Origin of the sequence: Arthrobacter alpinus, assembly GCF_001445575.1 — a bacterium.
Lineage (GTDB): Bacteria > Actinomycetota > Actinomycetes > Actinomycetales > Micrococcaceae > Specibacter > Specibacter alpinus_C.
Genome location: NZ_CP013200.1, coordinates 726,574 through 742,898, shown reverse-complemented (window position 1 = coordinate 742,898; position 16,325 = coordinate 726,574). Strand labels below are relative to the sequence as shown.

16 protein-coding genes are annotated in these 16,325 nt (G+C 60.3%); 7 read left to right on the top strand and 9 right to left on the bottom strand.

The window, feature by feature from the left end:
- Positions 1-21: 21 nt before the first annotated feature.
- From AS189_RS03170 to AS189_RS03130, 9 genes are all read right to left on the bottom strand, one after another.
- The gene (locus tag AS189_RS03170; RefSeq protein WP_237759958.1) at positions 22-540 is read right to left on the bottom strand and encodes a DUF3180 domain-containing protein; all 519 of its coding nucleotides are present in this window, start codon (positions 538-540) and stop codon (positions 22-24) included.
- Between the two features lie 94 nt (positions 541-634).
- The gene (gene folK / locus AS189_RS03165) at positions 635-1,159 is read right to left on the bottom strand and encodes a 2-amino-4-hydroxy-6-hydroxymethyldihydropteridine diphosphokinase (RefSeq protein WP_062286303.1); all 525 of its coding nucleotides are present in this window, start codon (positions 1,157-1,159) and stop codon (positions 635-637) included.
- Entirely contained in the window at positions 1,156-1,608 is a 453-nt protein-coding gene (gene folB, locus AS189_RS03160; protein WP_062286302.1) for a dihydroneopterin aldolase, read from the bottom strand. The genes folK and folB overlap by 4 nt, the downstream gene beginning before the upstream one ends.
- A complete protein-coding gene (folP, locus tag AS189_RS03155) occupies positions 1,605-2,558 on the bottom strand; it encodes a dihydropteroate synthase (RefSeq protein WP_062286301.1) in 954 nt (317 codons plus the stop codon). The genes folB and folP overlap by 4 nt, the downstream gene beginning before the upstream one ends.
- Before the next feature lie 9 nt (positions 2,559-2,567).
- Positions 2,568-3,155, bottom strand: coding sequence for a GTP cyclohydrolase I FolE (gene folE, locus AS189_RS03150; protein ID WP_237759957.1), 588 nt, complete (start codon positions 3,153-3,155; stop codon positions 2,568-2,570).
- Between the two features lie 19 nt (positions 3,156-3,174).
- A complete protein-coding gene (gene ftsH / locus AS189_RS03145) occupies positions 3,175-5,250 on the bottom strand; it encodes an ATP-dependent zinc metalloprotease FtsH (RefSeq protein ID WP_062286299.1) in 2,076 nt (691 codons plus the stop codon).
- 240 nt (positions 5,251-5,490) lie between these two features.
- The gene (gene hpt, locus AS189_RS03140; RefSeq protein WP_062286298.1) at positions 5,491-6,042 is read right to left on the bottom strand and encodes a hypoxanthine phosphoribosyltransferase; all 552 of its coding nucleotides are present in this window, start codon (positions 6,040-6,042) and stop codon (positions 5,491-5,493) included.
- 64 nt (positions 6,043-6,106) lie between these two features.
- The gene (gene tilS / locus AS189_RS03135; RefSeq protein ID WP_062286297.1) at positions 6,107-7,186 is read right to left on the bottom strand and encodes a tRNA lysidine(34) synthetase TilS; all 1,080 of its coding nucleotides are present in this window, start codon (positions 7,184-7,186) and stop codon (positions 6,107-6,109) included.
- Positions 7,187-8,374 (bottom strand): zinc-dependent metalloprotease, encoded by a 1,188-nt coding sequence (locus AS189_RS03130; RefSeq protein WP_062292841.1) that lies wholly within the window; start codon positions 8,372-8,374, stop codon positions 7,187-7,189. It lies immediately after the preceding gene.
- 314 nt (positions 8,375-8,688) lie between these two features.
- On the opposite strand from AS189_RS03130, the gene AS189_RS03125 reads away from it, so the two are divergent.
- From AS189_RS03125 to AS189_RS03095, 7 genes are all read left to right on the top strand, one after another.
- Positions 8,689-9,435 carry a response regulator transcription factor gene (locus AS189_RS03125; protein ID WP_062286296.1) on the top strand — a complete coding sequence of 249 codons (747 nt, stop codon included), beginning with the start codon at positions 8,689-8,691 and terminating at the stop codon, positions 9,433-9,435.
- A gap of 32 nt (positions 9,436-9,467) precedes the next feature.
- Complete coding sequence (locus AS189_RS03120; RefSeq protein WP_062286295.1) at positions 9,468-10,928, top strand: sensor histidine kinase; 1,461 nt, start codon at positions 9,468-9,470, stop codon at positions 10,926-10,928.
- Positions 10,929-10,993: 65 nt separating this feature from the next.
- Positions 10,994-12,028 carry a phosphodiester glycosidase family protein gene (locus AS189_RS03115; protein ID WP_082634013.1) on the top strand — a complete coding sequence of 345 codons (1,035 nt, stop codon included), beginning with the start codon at positions 10,994-10,996 and terminating at the stop codon, positions 12,026-12,028.
- 7 nt (positions 12,029-12,035) lie between these two features.
- Complete coding sequence (locus AS189_RS03110) at positions 12,036-13,172, top strand: GtrA family protein (RefSeq protein ID WP_082634011.1); 1,137 nt, start codon at positions 12,036-12,038, stop codon at positions 13,170-13,172.
- A 37-nt stretch (positions 13,173-13,209) separates the two neighbouring features.
- Positions 13,210-13,854: a DUF4956 domain-containing protein gene (locus tag AS189_RS03105; protein ID WP_082634010.1), complete on the top strand. Its 645-nt coding sequence runs from the start codon at positions 13,210-13,212 to the stop codon at positions 13,852-13,854.
- Positions 13,851-14,636 (top strand): polyphosphate polymerase domain-containing protein, encoded by a 786-nt coding sequence (locus AS189_RS03100; protein WP_062286293.1) that lies wholly within the window; start codon positions 13,851-13,853, stop codon positions 14,634-14,636. The genes AS189_RS03105 and AS189_RS03100 overlap by 4 nt, the downstream gene beginning before the upstream one ends.
- 11 nt (positions 14,637-14,647) lie before the next feature.
- On the top strand, positions 14,648-16,279 hold the full coding sequence (locus AS189_RS03095) for a carbohydrate-binding domain-containing protein (RefSeq protein WP_062286292.1): 1,632 nt from the start codon (positions 14,648-14,650) through the stop codon (positions 16,277-16,279).
- The last annotated feature ends 46 nt before the right edge of the window (positions 16,280-16,325 follow it).

The following is a 16,325-nucleotide window of genomic DNA, read 5'->3' as shown; positions in this document are numbered from 1 at the left end:
TCAATGACGCTGCTGTGTGACTTAGGCAAATTCTTCCTCCCCGTGCCCATCACGCTTGGGCCGGCTGCTGGATGTGCCGGGATCGTTGTCTTCCGGCGGTACCTTGCAAAAACGTTCAACAATGACGCCAATGGTCACCATGACCAAGCCGCCGGCCATATGCGCAACCATGACCCAGAAGATGGAAAGATCGCTGCGCATGGACACCGTGGGAATCTGGTTAATGAGAATCCCGGCATGCCAACCGAACAGCACGGCACCGGCATAGGCGCAGGCCTGGGCTAGAACCACCGTGCGGGCGGCAAGGAGCGGATCAAAGGCCTTGTCCCGGTTGCCGTCGCGCCATCGCCGCACCCGCAGACCCAGGACCAGACACACCACGGCTATCAAGGCCATGGTGATGAGGGAGCTCAGCGGCAGCACCGGCAGGGCCAAACTGGCCCGGGAGGTGAGCAAGGTGGCCACCCATCCGACGGCCGCAAGGACAACGCCTACGGCTGCTAACCACGCGGGCCTGATGGTCCGCATTGTGCTTCTCATTGTTGCCTCATCGCTTCCTTGGAGGACTACTCATTCAACCGTACTGGTTTTTTAGCCGTTTGGAATTGTGGGCACACAAGTTCCGCAGATCCTGCTAGGGAACTACTGCTGGCGGCACATCCAGGACGTGGACAATACCTTCCATGTCCGGGGCCTTGGCCGCCAACGCTGCCACTGATTCCCCTGCCAGGGTGGCGTTGGGCTCCATCAGCGACCACGGGTACAGCACAAAGGCACGCACTGCGGCACGCGGGTGCGGCAGCGTCAAAACCGGATCATCACTGCGTTCATCCCCATACGTGACGATATCGACGTCCAAGGTGCGGGCACCCCAGCGCACCTCACGCGTGCGATGATGAGCCAACTCCACCGCTTGGCAGTGGGCCAACAGTTCACGGGGGCTCAACGTGGTGTCCACGGCAATGACCATGTTCAAGAAATCCGGCTGACCCTCAGGCCCACCAACAGCCTTGGTGGTCACCACGGGCGAAACGTTTTGGAGGCGTACCTCCGGGCGGTCAACGAGATCGGCGACGGCGCTGGCCAGCGTGCCTTCCCGTTCACCCAAGTTGCTGCCAAGTGCCAGAATGGCCCGAGTTAGTGCACTGGGGGCAGTCATGACGCGCCTGCGGGTGCCGCGGTTACGGCTGCTGCGGCTGATCCGGCGCTTGCTGGCCCTGCTGCGCACACATCGGCCGATTCACGCTCTCGGTACACGGTGATGCTCACATCGCCAAAGGGAACCTGAATGGGCGCCTTCGGCTTGTGGATGGTCACCTCGACGGCCTGCACCACAGGGAACTCCGCCAAGATCTTCTCGGTCATGCGGACACTGAGTGTCTCAATCAGATCAAAGGACGGTCCGGTCAACATGGCCACGATTGCTTCGGCCACCGCGCCGTAGTCTGCTGTCTTGCTCAGATCATCCGTTTCGGCTGCTGCGCCTACATCCAGGTGCAGCACGGCGTCGGTGATAAACGGCTGACCATCGCGCTTCTCATGATCAAAAACACCGTGATAACCAATGGCTGTAACCCTGGTCAGGCGAATGGTGTCAAGCTGCGTCACAGGGCAGCCTGGCGCGTGGCAAGACGCTCTTCTCGGCTCTTCTTACCCTGCACGAGGCGCGCGGCGACCTTGGCAGCGTCAAGGCTGGCGTCGACGTCGTGCACGCGAACACCCCAAATACCTTGAGCAGCAGCGATGGCCGTGGTGGCGGAGGTGGCGTCGTCGCGTTCCTTGGGGGCAGCAGCCTTGCCGGCGCTGGTCAGCAAGGATCCGAGGAAGCGCTTGCGTGAGGTGCCCACCAGGATCTTGTTGCCCATTGCGGCCACCCGGTCCAGGTTTGCCAGCAGTTCCCAATTCTGTTCGGCGTTCTTGGAGAAGCCAATTCCCGGATCCAGGATCAGGTTTTCTTCCAAGACGCCCGCAGCGTAGAACTTCTCGCGAACCGCCGCCAGTTCGGCAACCACTTCATCAACCACGTCCGTGTACTCGGTGAGTGAGTCCATGGACCGTGAATCGCCACGGCTGTGCATCAGCACGTACGGGGCTTGCCGTTCGGCGATCAAAGCGATCATGTCCGGGTGCACATTGGCACCGGAAACGTCGTTGATCAGCCCGGCCCCGGCATCCAATGCCAGCGCGGCGGTGGAGGCGTGGCGGGTATCAACGCTAACCAACGCTCCGGCCTTGGCCAGAGTGGAAATGACGGGCAGAATGCGGGCCTGCTCTTCGGCTTCGTCAACATAGGCGGCACCCGGGCGGGTGGATTCACCACCGACGTCGATGATGTCGGCGCCGCCGTAGAACATGCGCAGACCGTGGGCAATGGCAGTCTCGGTGGAGTTGTACTCGCCACCGTCGCTGAAGGAGTCCGGGGTGCAGTTCAAAATACCCATGACTACGGTGCGGTCCTTGGGGAGTGTGGCAAAAGTGGACAGCGACTTGCGGGCCCGTAGAACGGGCAAGGGAGAGGTAGCCGGGCCCGTTCCGGGCGCAGCAGCGAGGGAATCCATGGTGTTAAGTTACCTTCCGAGAATCAGGCTCATGGCTTCAGCCCGGGTTGCGGGTTCGTGAAGCAGACCGCGGACAGCGCTGGTGACTGTCTTGGCCCCTGGTTTACGCACGCCACGCATGGACATGCACATGTGTTCACACTCCACGACGACAATGGCGCCGCGGGGTTTGAGATGTTCAATCAAAGCATCAGCAATCTGGGTGGTGAGGCGTTCTTGCACCTGCGGACGCTTGGCGAAGATATCCACCAGGCGCGCCAGCTTGCTCAGCCCCGTCACCCGTCCGTCCGACGACGGGATGTACCCCACGTGGGCGCTGCCATGGAAAGGCACCAGGTGATGTTCGCAGGTCGAGTAGAACGGAATGTCCTTGACCAGCACCATCTCTTCGTGGGCAATGTCGAAGGTGGTACCCAGAACATCCGCGGGGTCCTGATGCAGGCCGGCAAACACCTCACCGTAGGCCTTGGCCACACGCTTGGGCGTGTCCAGCAGGCCGCTGCGTTCCGGATCCTCTCCTATTGCGAGGAGGATTTCCCGGACCGCCGCCTCAATGCGCGGCAGGTCCACCTTTTGTTCGTCATCGTATTCAGTCACGGATGTGATCCTACCGGTGTTAGGGCTGGCCGGGCAGTTGGGGGGCGTCGCCCTTACCCAAATCGATGCCCGGCTGGTTGCCGGGAGCGTCCAGTTGACCGGTCAGGTGCGCGTTGGCAATCTGGTCCTCGGGGGTGACGGACTCGGGCTTTGGCGCTCCGGCTTCAAGGGCCTCGCGGCGCTCCCTGTCGGTGATGACAGGGGGCAACGCGGAGACGGGGCGGGAGTCTTTAGACAGCCACACCTTGCGCTGTGCAGGCTTACGCAGACCGATGAAGATCTCTGCAATCTCGGCCTGGTTCAGGGTCTCGCGCTCCAACAGTTCCAGGGCCAAACGGTCCAGGATGTCGCGGTTGGCGATCAAGGCCTCGTAGGCGTCATCATGAGCCTGATCGATGAGCTTGCGAACTTCCTCATCCACCATGGAGGCCACAGCTTCGGAGTAATCCTTACCCTGCCCACCGCCGCCACCCAGGAACGGCTCACTGCTGCCAGAACCCAGCTTCACGGCGCCAATGCGCTCGCTCATGCCGTACTGAGTGACCATGGCACGGGCAGTTCCCGTGGCCTTTTCAATGTCATTGGAGGCACCAGTCGAGGGATCGTGGAACACGATTTCCTCGGCAACACGGCCACCCATGGCGTAGGCCATCTGGTCCAGCAATTCGTTGCGGGTGATCGAGTACTTGTCGTCCTCAGGCACCACCATGGTGTAACCCAGGGCGCGGCCTCGGGGCAGGATGGTGATCTTGGTGACCGGGGCCGTGTTGTGCATGGCGGCGGCAACCAGAGCGTGTCCACCTTCGTGGTACGCGGTGATCTTACGTTCCAGTTCCTTCATGACGCGGGTGCGCTTCTGCGGTCCGGCCATGACGCGGTCAATGGACTCATCCAGTGCGCGGTCATCAATGAGCTGGGCGTTGGAACGGGCGGTCAGCAGCGCCGCCTCATTGAGCACGTTGGCCAAATCAGCACCGGTGTAACCTGGCGTCTTCTTGGCAACAGCATTCAAGTCAACGCCGGGTGCCATGGGCTTGCCCTTGGAGTGGACCCGCAGGATCTGCTCACGGCCCAAACGGTCGGGAGCCTCCACGGGGATCTGGCGGTCAAAGCGGCCCGGACGCAGCAGCGCCGGGTCCAAAACGTCGGGACGGTTAGTGGCGGCAATCAAGATGACGTTCGTCTTGACGTCAAAGCCGTCCATTTCCACGAGCAACTGGTTGAGGGTCTGCTCGCGCTCATCGTTACCGCCACCAATGCCGGCACCACGGTGACGGCCAACGGCGTCGATCTCATCAACAAAAATGATGGCCGGGGAATTGGCCTTGGCCTGCTCGAAGAGGTCGCGGACACGGGAAGCACCCACACCGACGAACATCTCCACAAAGTCAGAACCGGAAATCGAGTAGAACGGCACACCGGCCTCGCCAGCCACAGCACGGGCCAGCAGAGTCTTACCGGTGCCGGGAGGGCCGTAGAGCAGCACGCCCTTGGGAATCTTTGCGCCCACGGCTGTGAACTTGTCGGGGTTCTGCAGGAAATCCTTGATTTCGTGCAGCTCCTCAACGGCTTCATCCGCGCCAGCAACATCGTTGAACGTGACCTGAGGGTGGTCCTTGGTGAGCAGTTTGGCCTTGGACTTGCCGAACTGCATGACCTTGGAGCCGCCGCCTTGCATGCGGGAGAACAGGAACCAGAAGATCAGCCCGATCAGCACGAACGGGATCAGGAGGGAGAAGATGCTGGACCAGAAGTTATTGGAGGCCGGCTGGTCGTCGAACTTCGTCATTTTGGCGTCGTCAATGAGCGCGGCCATGGTGGTTGCTCGGTAGCCACCAAAGAAGAACTGAACGTTCTTACCCTGGTCCTTGCCGTCGGTATTGACGAAGTTGTCCTTGAGGACCATGTCCACACGGCCTTCGGCGCCAAAGACCTTGGCCGAGGCGACCTTGTCATTCTTGAGCAGGTCAAGACCGTCTGAGGTTCCAATGCGGCTCTGGCTTGTGCCCGTCAATGTAAACAGACCGGCCCCAATGAGCACCACAACCACAACGATCCAGATAAATGGACCCTTGAAGAGTTTTTTGACTTTCATGTGTTCGAGGCTAGGCCTCGTCCCTCCCGCTCAACCAATTCATACCGTACTGGACGCGTCCTACACGTTCCCAAGTAATAGCTTTACACCGTTCGCATTGCTACACGCACGGGAATGCCCTTTAGTTCCCTGAGGGCATAACGAAATTTACGACAAATGCCGCCGCCTGCGCATTCTGCCATGACGGAAAGTCAGGCGAGTTGCTCAAAACGGCGGCATTTTTAGTGCTGGAACGCGAAATTACTCGTAAATGTGCGGTGCCAGCGTGCCGATGAAGTCCAAGTTGCGGTACTTCTCAGCGAAGTCCAGGCCGTATCCAACAACAAATTCGTTGGGGATCTCGTAGCCAACGTACTTGACATCGATTTCTACCTTGGCGGCGTCAGGCTTGCGCAACAGCGTACAGATCTCAACCGAGGCCGGGCCACGTGACATCAGGTTGGCGCGCAACCATGACAGGGTCAGGCCGGAGTCAATGATGTCTTCAACGATCAGCACATGCTTGCCCATGAGGTCGGTTTCGAGGTCCTTCAGAATCCGGACAACACCGGAAGACTGGGTACCGGAACCGTAGGAGGACACTGCCATCCAGTCCATGGTGACGTGGCTGTGCAGGGCGCGGGACAGATCAGCCATGACCATCACAGCGCCCTTGAGGACACCGACCAGCAGCACATCGCGGCCCTGGTAGTCTGCATCAATCTGCGCGGCCAGCTCGGCGACGCGTGTTTGGATTTCTTCCTTGGTGTAAAGAACGTGCTTAAGATCGGCTTGGACGTCTTGTGAATCCACCCATGGCTCCTGTTTGTGAAGGATTGGTACTGGTTTTTATGCTTTTATGTGGTGCAGTTTGCGCCTACGTGCTGCGCTTAAGAACAAGCTTCCCATAGCTGCGGCCTTCGTGGGGAACACTCTGGTTCCGAGAAATCCGCCAAGCACTGACTTTTCCGGCTAGTTGCACCGGGCCGGCGGACCCTTTCCGGGCCAACAAATTTTCTGCCGAACCGAGCCGTTCCAGGCTTGGCTGCACTCCCCCAAGTTCGACGACGGCCAGCGCCAACACTCTCATCCTCAGGGCCGGAGCCAGTCCCCTCAGCTCGTTCTCGGGCAGGGTGATCTGGGGCTGTTGATCCCCGTCTTCACCGCGTTCAACCAGCTTCTCAAACTCGGCAACGGCTAGTTGGTCCAGATAGTCGGCATCATGGCCCAAGATGGTGGCAGAACGGGCCAGCGACTCCGCCATCCCCGGGCCAAGCTCGGTACTCAGGAACGGAATCACCGTGTTGCGCACGCGAACGCGCAGATAGGCCGGATCCTGATTGGCGGGGTCGTGCCACGGAGTCAGAGCCAAAGCCTCGCATATGGCTAATGTCTCACTGCGGCGCAGCCCCAAGAAGGGCCGCAAATACCTGCCGCGGCGTTCCCGCATCCCGGCCAGTGAGCGGGTCCCCGAACCGCGGGCGAGACCCAACAGCACGGATTCAGCCTGATCATCCATGGTGTGTCCCAACAGGATCGTCTGCGCACCCAACTGCTGTGCCGTCTCTTCCAGGGCCCCAAAGCGGGCTGCGCGAGCTGCGGCTTCCGGTCCGGCGCCGTCGTGCTCCAGATCAACTGTCCGGACCACCACGGGCTCCAATCCAAGGTCCTGCAGCTGCGCCGCGGTTGCCTGCGCCACCTCGGCACTGCCCTCTTGCATCTGGTGGTCAACCACCACGGCGCCCACCCGCACCTCGCCGCGCGAGGCAAAAAACGCGCAGACGGCGGCTAAGGCCAGGGAATCGGGGCCGCCGCTGCAGCCCACCAAGATCAGCGGCGGGTTCGCAACGGGGAGGTTCTTGCCAGTGGTTTTAATGCCGAGCAGGGCGCCCACCATGGCCCGAGCCTTGCCGACGGTGGGGTCCAGGCGGCCGCGGGGGCTGTGGTGCTGGGCCATTTACAGTCCCATCCGCTCGACCCAGAGGCGCGCATTGTGGATTTCCGCCTCGGTGGGCAGGTTTTCAACCTTGTTCCAGACGTTGTTGAACCCGTCCATGCCCACCACCGCGACGGTATCGCGAACAAACTTGGCGCCGTCGCTGTATTGCTTCATTTTGGCATCCAGGCCCATGAGATTGCGGATGAACTTCTCAATGATCCCGCGGTCCTTGCCTCGGCCGTTGAAACGCTGGCGGATGGTGCGGACCGTGGGGACGATGCGCTGGTCCACGCCGTCCATGACCACATTGGCGTGCCCCTCCAACAGGCTCATAACGGCCGTCAAATGGGACAGCGCGGCCTTTTGCGCGGGGTCTTGGAGCAAGTCCAAGAGTGTTCCGCGGGAGGATTCCGGGGTGCCGCCAGCTGCGGAGTCTCTGCCTGAATTCGCTGGAGAATTGTTTTTGCGGCCCAGTGATTTAGCCGATTCCAGGAGTCGTTCGCCGAAGTTTTCGGAATCTCCCACCAGCAGTTCGCCGAGCTTTTCAATTTCACCAAGCATGTGGTGTCTCAGCCACGGCGCGGCAGCAAATTGCACGCGGTGCGTTTGTTCGTGCAGGCACACCCAGAGCCGAAAATCGGCCGGATCCACCTTCAGATCGCGTTCCACGGTGATGATATTTGGCGCCACCAGCAGCAACCGGCCACCGGAATGTGCCGTGTTCGGCTCGCTCTGCCCGAGAGCGGAGAAGGGGTCGTACTGGCCCAGGACCTTGCTGGACAAAAAGGCCAGGGCGCCACCCAATTGGGCCCCCGTGACGGAGGCACTAATTGCCGCTGCCGGACTTCCTGGTGCCGGGCTGTTGCTCTTTGACGATGTGGCGGCCTTGGCTGCGAGCGCCCGCAGTACGGGGTCCATCATGACGGCAAAGCTCTGCGTGTTGGCTTTGGCCCAGGAGGCCCGGTCCACCACCAGGACCTCGGAATCGTGCAGGTCCTTTGCTGCCTCGAGCCGGCTAATCTCGTGGACGTGCGGCACGGACTTTTCCGCCATCAGGCGCAGATTTTCAACGGCGGCAGAGATCTCCGAGCCGCTCAAATCCGGCCCGGCAGGGGCTAAGCTGGCTGCGGTTTTGGCGGCAAGCTCCCAATTGATCACATTCGGGGGCACTGGCGTTCCGGCTACTGTGTGGCTCTTCTGGCTCATGATCACCATCAGATCACATATGCCTGTACGTCTGCTGGCCGGGGGACATCACGATGCTCCCTAACGTGCCGCCGTCAAGAGTTTGCCCGGATTCACAGCTCCGGCACAGGAACGAGTTGGATGGCGCATGGAAACCTCGGCCAGACTAAGTCATAGTGAGTTCACTATGGGCCTGATTCAGGTCACTGAGAACTAGGGTGGCCAGACTAAGTCGTAGTGAGTTCACTATGGGCCTCGCTCAGGTCACTGAGAACTAGGGTGGAACCCAATCACAGCACGCCACTGCTTAACGCCTTGATAAGAAAGCCGAGTTCATGACCGACACCCCGCGGAATTCCTTCACAGACCTTCCGCAGTTATCCCATCCTGACGGCAGCCCCATCCGCGCGCTTGTGGTGGATGACGAGGCCAGTTTGACGGAATTGATTAGCATGGGTCTGCGCATGGCCAGCTGGGATGTTGCCACAGCGAGCAATGGAGCAGATGCGCTACGTACGGCACGCACGTTCCGCCCTGACGTGGTGGTGCTCGATGTCATGATGCCTGGTATGGACGGGATTGAATTACTGGGGAAGATCAGGGAATTTGCACCCAAGATCCCGGCCCTGTTCCTCACCGCTCGCGATGGCGTCCATGACCGGATTGCCGGGCTGGCCGCAGGTGGCGACGATTACGTCACCAAACCTTTCAGCATGGAAGAGCTCATGCTGCGCCTGCACCGGCTGGTGCAACGTTCCGGCATCGCGTCCTCTGACAACGCCGAAATTGTGGTGGGCGATCTGGTCCTGAACTTTGACACTCGCGAGGTGACGCGCGGTGGGATCGACATCGATCTGACCGCCACCCAGTGGGAGCTGCTGCGGTATCTGATGGAAAACGCTCGGCGCGTGATGAGCAAGCCGCAAATCCTCGATCAGGTGTGGCATTACGATTTTGGTGGCCAGGCCAACATCGTTGAGCTCTATATTTCCTACCTGCGCAAGAAGATCGACGCCGGCCGCTCACCCATGATTCACACGGTCCGCGGCGTGGGCTACGTCCTGAAGCCGGCCATATCGTGACGACACCCGGACGTCAACGTAAGAGTCACCGCTTGCGTACCAAGTTGGTGGTTGCCGTGCTGGTGCTGTTGGCCGCCATTTGCGCCACGGTGGGGATAGTTAGCCATCTGGCCATGAATAACTATCTAACCGCCCAGCTGGATCGCAACCTCCACGAGGTTGCCTCGCGCGCCTTCGGTCCCAATGGGCCTCCACCCAAACTATCTACCGGGACCATTGTTGTCCCCCGGCTTTCCATCACTGAGCCCAACCCGCTGGACACCCGGGGTCAACGGCCAGGAACGTTGCGGGCAGTCTTCATTCCAGGTTCTCCCAGCTCGTCGTCGGTGGTTCAGGACGACGGCTCCGCCGTGGCCTTAACAGCATCCGATCTGCAAAAGGTACATGGCGTGGTCCCCTCAGGCCAGACCGCGGAATTGACCCTTTCCACCGGAACGTACCGGCTCCTGTCAACGCCAGCTTCCAGCTCCACCGGGGTTGAGCTCGTGACCGGGTTCCCCACCTCAGAACGGGATTCAATTCTGAATTCGCTGGCTTGGACCACTGCCAGCGTCTCACTGGCCGGCTTGGCCTTGATCGGCCTCGTTGGCACCATCATTGTGCGACGGTCGCTGCGCCCGCTCGATGAACTTTCCGCCGTGGCCACCACGGTGGCTACGCTTCCACTGGACTCTGGCGAAGCAGCCATCAAGGTACGCATCCCACCCATGGCCTCCGCACCAGGCACCGAGATTGGGGACGTCGGGGTGGCCTTCAACAACATGCTGGACCACCTAACCCGCTCATTTGCCGCCCGTCATGCCAGCGAGATCAAGGTGCGCCAATTTGTTGCTGACGCCAGCCACGAACTCCGCACACCGCTGACATCCATCCGCGGATACACCGAGCTTGTACTCCTGAGTGAAAAGCTGACCCCGTCAGGAACGTCGGCTCTGCGCCGCGTTGATAGCGAATCCCGGCGCATGTCGGCACTCGTGGAGGACCTGCTCCTTCTGGCCCGACTCGATGAAGGCCAGCGCGGCGACCCCGACTCAGTAGACCTGACGGATCTGCTCATGGAGACCACGCAAGACAGTAAAGTTGCCGCTCCGGATCATTCGTTCTCGCTCCAACTCCCCGTAGAACCTGTGATGGTCTTCGCCGTGGAATCTGAAGTGCGGCAAATACTCATCAATGTGCTCTCCAATGCGAGCAAACACACCGCAGCCGGAACGCGCATCAATGTCAGCCTCACTGCCCACGAGGGCTTGGCCGAGCTGGCCATTGAAGACAATGGCCAAGGCATTCCACAAGAGTTCCTCGAGAATCTCTTTACGCGCTTTAGCCGGGCAGATCCGGCGCGTACCAGCGGCAACGGTGACAACAGCTCAGGGTTGGGCCTAGCCATCGTTGAAGCCCTGACACACGCAAACCAGGGAACCATCACGGCAGAAAGCACTGCAGGGGCAACCCGCTTCACCATCACGTTGCCCATCCACGTGCCCACTCACTAAGGCTCACAGCTGCGGCACAAGAAAGACCACGTTGGGGGCACAGAGTAGCCCACTAAAAAAGTAGTATGACTACTTCTCCTCCCCCAACGGACCACCCCTTGGCTGCGTCGCCCGGTAGCGGCGCCAAGAAAACCCCCACTCGACGCGCGGTGCTTGGCGGCGCCCTGGGCCTGCTTCTAACCGCCGGCGGGGCCACGGCCTGGGCCCTGGACCGGTTCGTTCTCGAACACACCGAAATCAACGACGTCGACGCGTATGAGGCCAGCCAGGCTGCGTCCCAAACCGGCAGCACGGCGAGCGCCCCTAACAGCTCCGCAAGCACCAGCGCCGACACAGGCACAGCGGCTCTGGTCACTAGCAACGGATTTACCTCCGACAACGCCGCAATGACGATTGAGAAGGTCACCAACGGCAGCGGTGAGTCGACACTGAGCTACTTCACTGCCACCCTGAAGCTGACGGACGCGACGGCCTTGAAATCGGCCTTTGCGGAGAATAAATTCGGCGCGAACATCGTTGAGAAAACCTCTGTCATTGCCGAGGGCAAGGATGCGATTTTTGCCGTGAACGGTGACTACTACGGCTTCCGCGACACCGGGATCGTGATTCGCAACGGCGTCATTTTTCGTGACAAGGGCGCCCGCGAAGGGCTCGCCTTCTACCGCGACGGCGCCGTCGAGGTCTACGAGGAAACTGCTACAGACGCCGCCGCGCTCATTGCCGCCGGCGTCTGGAACACCCTCTCCTTTGGCCCATCTCTGATTGCAAACGGCGGTGTGAAGGCTGGCATTGACGCCGTAGAGGTTGACACCAACTTCGGCAACCACTCCATTCAGGGGTTACAGCCACGGACGGCCATTGGCGTCCTTGGCCCCAATGAACTGGTTTTCGTGGTGGTGGACGGACGATCCACCGGCTACAGCACAGGTGTCACCATGACTGAGCTGGCCCAGATCATGCTCGATTTGGGAGCCGTTACCGCCTACAACATTGATGGCGGCGGCTCTTCAACCATGTATTTCAACGGTTCGCTTGTGAACAATCCGCTGGGTAAAAACCAGGAACGTGAAACCTCCGACATTCTTTACGTGGCACGGTAGGCGCGCCATGTTCATTTTGATCCCGTCCTTTGAACCCGATGCACAACTCCCCTCACTGATCAGGGAACTGAAGCAGGCCAAGGCCAACACTAAGGCCAATGCAGAGTTGCAGATCCTGATTGTTAATGACGGCAGCGGCCCCGCCTTCGAGTCGATCTTTGCCCAGGCTCAGGCTGCAGGCGCCGTCGTGATCGGCTACCCCAACAACCATGGCAAGGGTCAAGCCCTCAAGACTGGCTTTGGGTACATTGCCGCCAACTACCCGGGGCACCATGTGGTGTGCGCCGACGGCGACGGCCAACACACGCTCACTGACATTCTTGAGGTGGCGCAGCGGGTGCGGGCGCAGGAGACCATTGTGCTGGGCGAACGGCTCTTTAGTGGTCAGGTGCCCCTGCGCAGCAACATCGGCAACAGCGCCACGCGACTGTTCTTCGCACTAGCCACAGGAACGTGGTTGCGCGACACCCAGACCGGGCTCCGTGGCTACCCTGCACAATTGCTGCCCTGGCTGCAGTCCATTCGCGGGAACCGCTACGAATATGAACTCAACATCCTCCTCGAGGCACGAGCCCGGGGGTTCCGCCTGGACAGCGTGCCCATCGCCACCATTTACCTGGACAAAAATGAGTCCTCGCATTTTCGTCCGCTGCGGGATTCGATGCGTATTTACACGCCGTTGCTGAAGTTTTCTGGCTCGTCATTCTTGGGATTTCTGGTTGACACGGTAGCGTTCCTGCTCCTGATGGCCGCCACCGGATCCTTGTGGATATCTGTGGCAGGCGCCCGGGCCATCAGCGCTGGCGTCAATTTCTCCGTCAACCGCCGCGTGGTATTCCCCGAGGGCAGGTCCCTCCCGCTGCGCACATCTGCCGGCCGTTACTTTGCCTTGGTGGTGCTTCTGCTCGGCGCCAACTATGGGCTTCTGCGGAGCTTTACCGAGGCAGGCTTGCCTATCTTCCCCGCCAAAATATTGACCGAACTGTTGCTGTTCCTCCTGAGTTTCTCCGTACAAAAGCGGTTTCTGTTCCGTACCCGTGACGCCGTGCCCTCCGGACCTCAGGTGAGGAATGCAACATCTTCGCATTCACAAGCGCAGCTGCCCGTCAGCACAGATTCAGCACAGGTTAGCGCGGAAATCTAGATAGTAGAACCCCTTGAAGATGAATATGGAGTGAACTATGAACGCTTGGATTTTTATAGCAGCCGATCTTGTGGCTATTACGGTAATGACCTTTGGCATGTACCTGCGCCGCCACCGGCGCAGGGATCTGGTGGTCTCCTATCTCGCCATCAATGTTGGTGTGCTGGCAGTCGCTACCGCGCTCTCAGGTTCGGGAGCCGGCGTCGGCCTGGGCCTTGGCTTGTTCGGTGTTCTGTCCATCATCCGTCTGCGTTCCACGGAACTGTCTCAGCATGAGGTGGCCTACTACTTCTCCGCGTTGGCCCTTGGCCTCATTGCCGGTCTGGGCGTTGAGCCGGTATGGATCTCGCTGTCCCTGATGGCCCTGATTCTGCTCGTCCTGTTCATTGGTGACAGCGCCATGGTTCTTCCCACCTACCGGCAGCAAACTGTGATCCTTGACCAGGCCATCAGCGACTCGGAGGCTCTCAAGGACAGGCTCGAAGAGGTCCTCGGCGGCACCGTGCACACCGTGATTGTCCAGTGCCTTGACCTCGTCAACGACAAAACTCAGGTGGATGTGCGCTTTTCAGTTGATCCGGCCCGCAAGCTCCACACCCTGACCACCGCACCGCGAGGCCCGCTCCAAGAGCAGCTTCCACGGGCAGAGGGCCGGATCTTTAACCAGGTCGGCGCCTCATGATTGCGAGCTACCAAACTCCCCTGAGTAACCGGCTCGGAGAGCTGCCCACCATTGATCTTGAAGAACTGAACGTCAAGGCTGCACTGCAACAACGCATCGATCGGAAATACCTGGTCCCGACTGAGGCTTTCTCTAAGATTTTCGAACAGTTCGATGCCCAGATGCAGGTCCTGGACACCAATGGCCGCCAGATTTTCCCCTACGATTCGGTGTACTTCGACACCCCTGATCTGGCGAGCTACCACTTGGCTGCCTATGGCCGGCGGCGGCGCTACAAGATCCGTACCCGCAGCTATCTGGACAGCGGCGTGAGCTTCTTGGAAGTCAAAACGGAGGGATCGAGGAATATCACCGTCAAGGAACGCATCCCCTATAGCCTCGAAAATCGCTCCACCATCACCGATGAGGGCGCCGCGTACATCGCCGAAACTCTGGGCGGCACCGGCCAGCCACCACCGGAAAACTTGGCCCCGGTCCTGGAAACCGTCTACGGGCGGATCACCTTGTACCTGCCGGATTCCAACAGCAGGGCCACGATCGATGTGAACGTCGCCTGGTCGCTGCCCGGAGCGCATCCGCTGGTCATGACGGACAAACTCGTGGTGGAAACCAAATCCGGATCCGCCCCTGGACAGCTCGACAAATACCTCTGGAAGAACGGCATCCGCCCCTCCCGAATCTCAAAATTCGCCACCGGCTTGGCGATCCTCAAGCCGGAACTGCCTGCCAACCGCTGGCACCGCACGCTGCGGCACACCTTGCCGCAGCCCGCGAACACCTAAGGAATCAAGCAATGAACTTCTTCTCCCGAGCACACCGCGCCACCTCTGTGGTAGCACTCGCCCTCGCCGTAGCCCTGGCCGGCTGTTCAACCCAATCAACAAGTTCGACGGCGGATGCTTCCTCCAGTTCTGCGGCGTCAGCTCCCAGCGTGGCCACCTCAGGGACCGCGGCAGAACTAGCTAGCAGCATCGCCGAAAGCACCCACTTCGACGCGGACGATCTGACGTGGGATGCGGCAAAGGAAACCACCATCAGCGTGGCTAATGGTGCCAGCACCGCCGGCGGAAATGACGCCGCCGCAGTGGCTGTTGACGGAGACAAGATCACCATCAGCGCAGGCGGCACCTACCGAGTTTCGGGAAATCTCAGCGATGGTGAACTGGTGGTTGCCGCAGGAGACGAGGTGGTTCGCATCGTTTTAGACAATGCCACGGTGACAAGTTCAACCGGATCTGTCGTTGACATTCAAAGCGCCAACGAGGTGCTCCTCTTCCTCGAAGACGGCACCACCAACACACTTAGCGATGCCGCTACCTATACCGATACCGGAACGGATGCCGCCAACGCGGCCGTGTACTCACTAGCTGACCTGACCATTGCCGGCAAAGGCAAACTAAGCGTCAATGGCAACTACAACGATGGCATTGTCACCAAAGACGGACTGGTGCTGGCCGCAGGCAATGTCACCGTCAAGGCTGTCGACGACGGCATCACAGGCAAGGACTACACCGTTCTGCTCGACGGCATCTATGACGTGACGGCTGGCGGGGATGGCTTCAAGGCCAGCAATGACAGCGATGCAAATCGTGGCTGGCTGCTCGTAGCTGGCGGAAAACTTACTGTGGCTTCTGGTGACGACGGCGTCAAGGCCGCCACCTCGCTGACCATAAGCGATGGCACCGTCACGGTTTCCAAATCCGAGGAGGGGCTGGAGGCAGCCCACATAGCTATCTCCGGCGGCACAGTCAACGTGACCTCCACCGACGACGGGCTCAATGCTGCTGGCGGCTCCAGCACCATCACCGATACCACCGCTGGCGACACGGAAACTGGAGCACAAGATGCTCCACAAGGCGCACCTGCGGGCGGCATGGGCGGCGGCGGGGGCGGCATGGACACGGTGGGTGATTTCTCCCTGGACATCTCCGGCGGTGACGTGACTGTCAACGCCGAAGGAGACGGCCTTGATTCCAATGGCACCGCCTCGATCAGCGGCGGCACTGTGGTTATTAACGGGCCGAGCAATGACGGTAACGGCGCCCTGGATGTGAACGGCGATCTGAGCGTGACCGGCGGCACCATTGCCGCGGCTGGTAGCTCTGGAATGGCTGTCACACCCAGCGCGACCTCAACCCAATCAGGGGTTCAGATCACCTTTGACTCTGCTGTAAGTGCTGGCACGGTTGTCCACATCGCCGATTCAACAGGGGCCGTGGTCGCAACGTTCGTACCAACCAAGACGGTGGCCTCGATCGTCTTCTCTAGCGCCACAGTCACAGCTGGCGAAACGTACACCGTCCTGACCGGCGGCACTGCCGATGTGAAAGCAGGCCTGGGTACCGGCTCCACCACAGGAGCCACAAAAGCAATGACAGCAGTTGCCGGCGACTACACCTCCGGCGGCGGCCCGGGCCGCCGCTAGCCGCGCAGCTCATACCTCTCCCTGAATTTCAACCACCCCAAGGCAG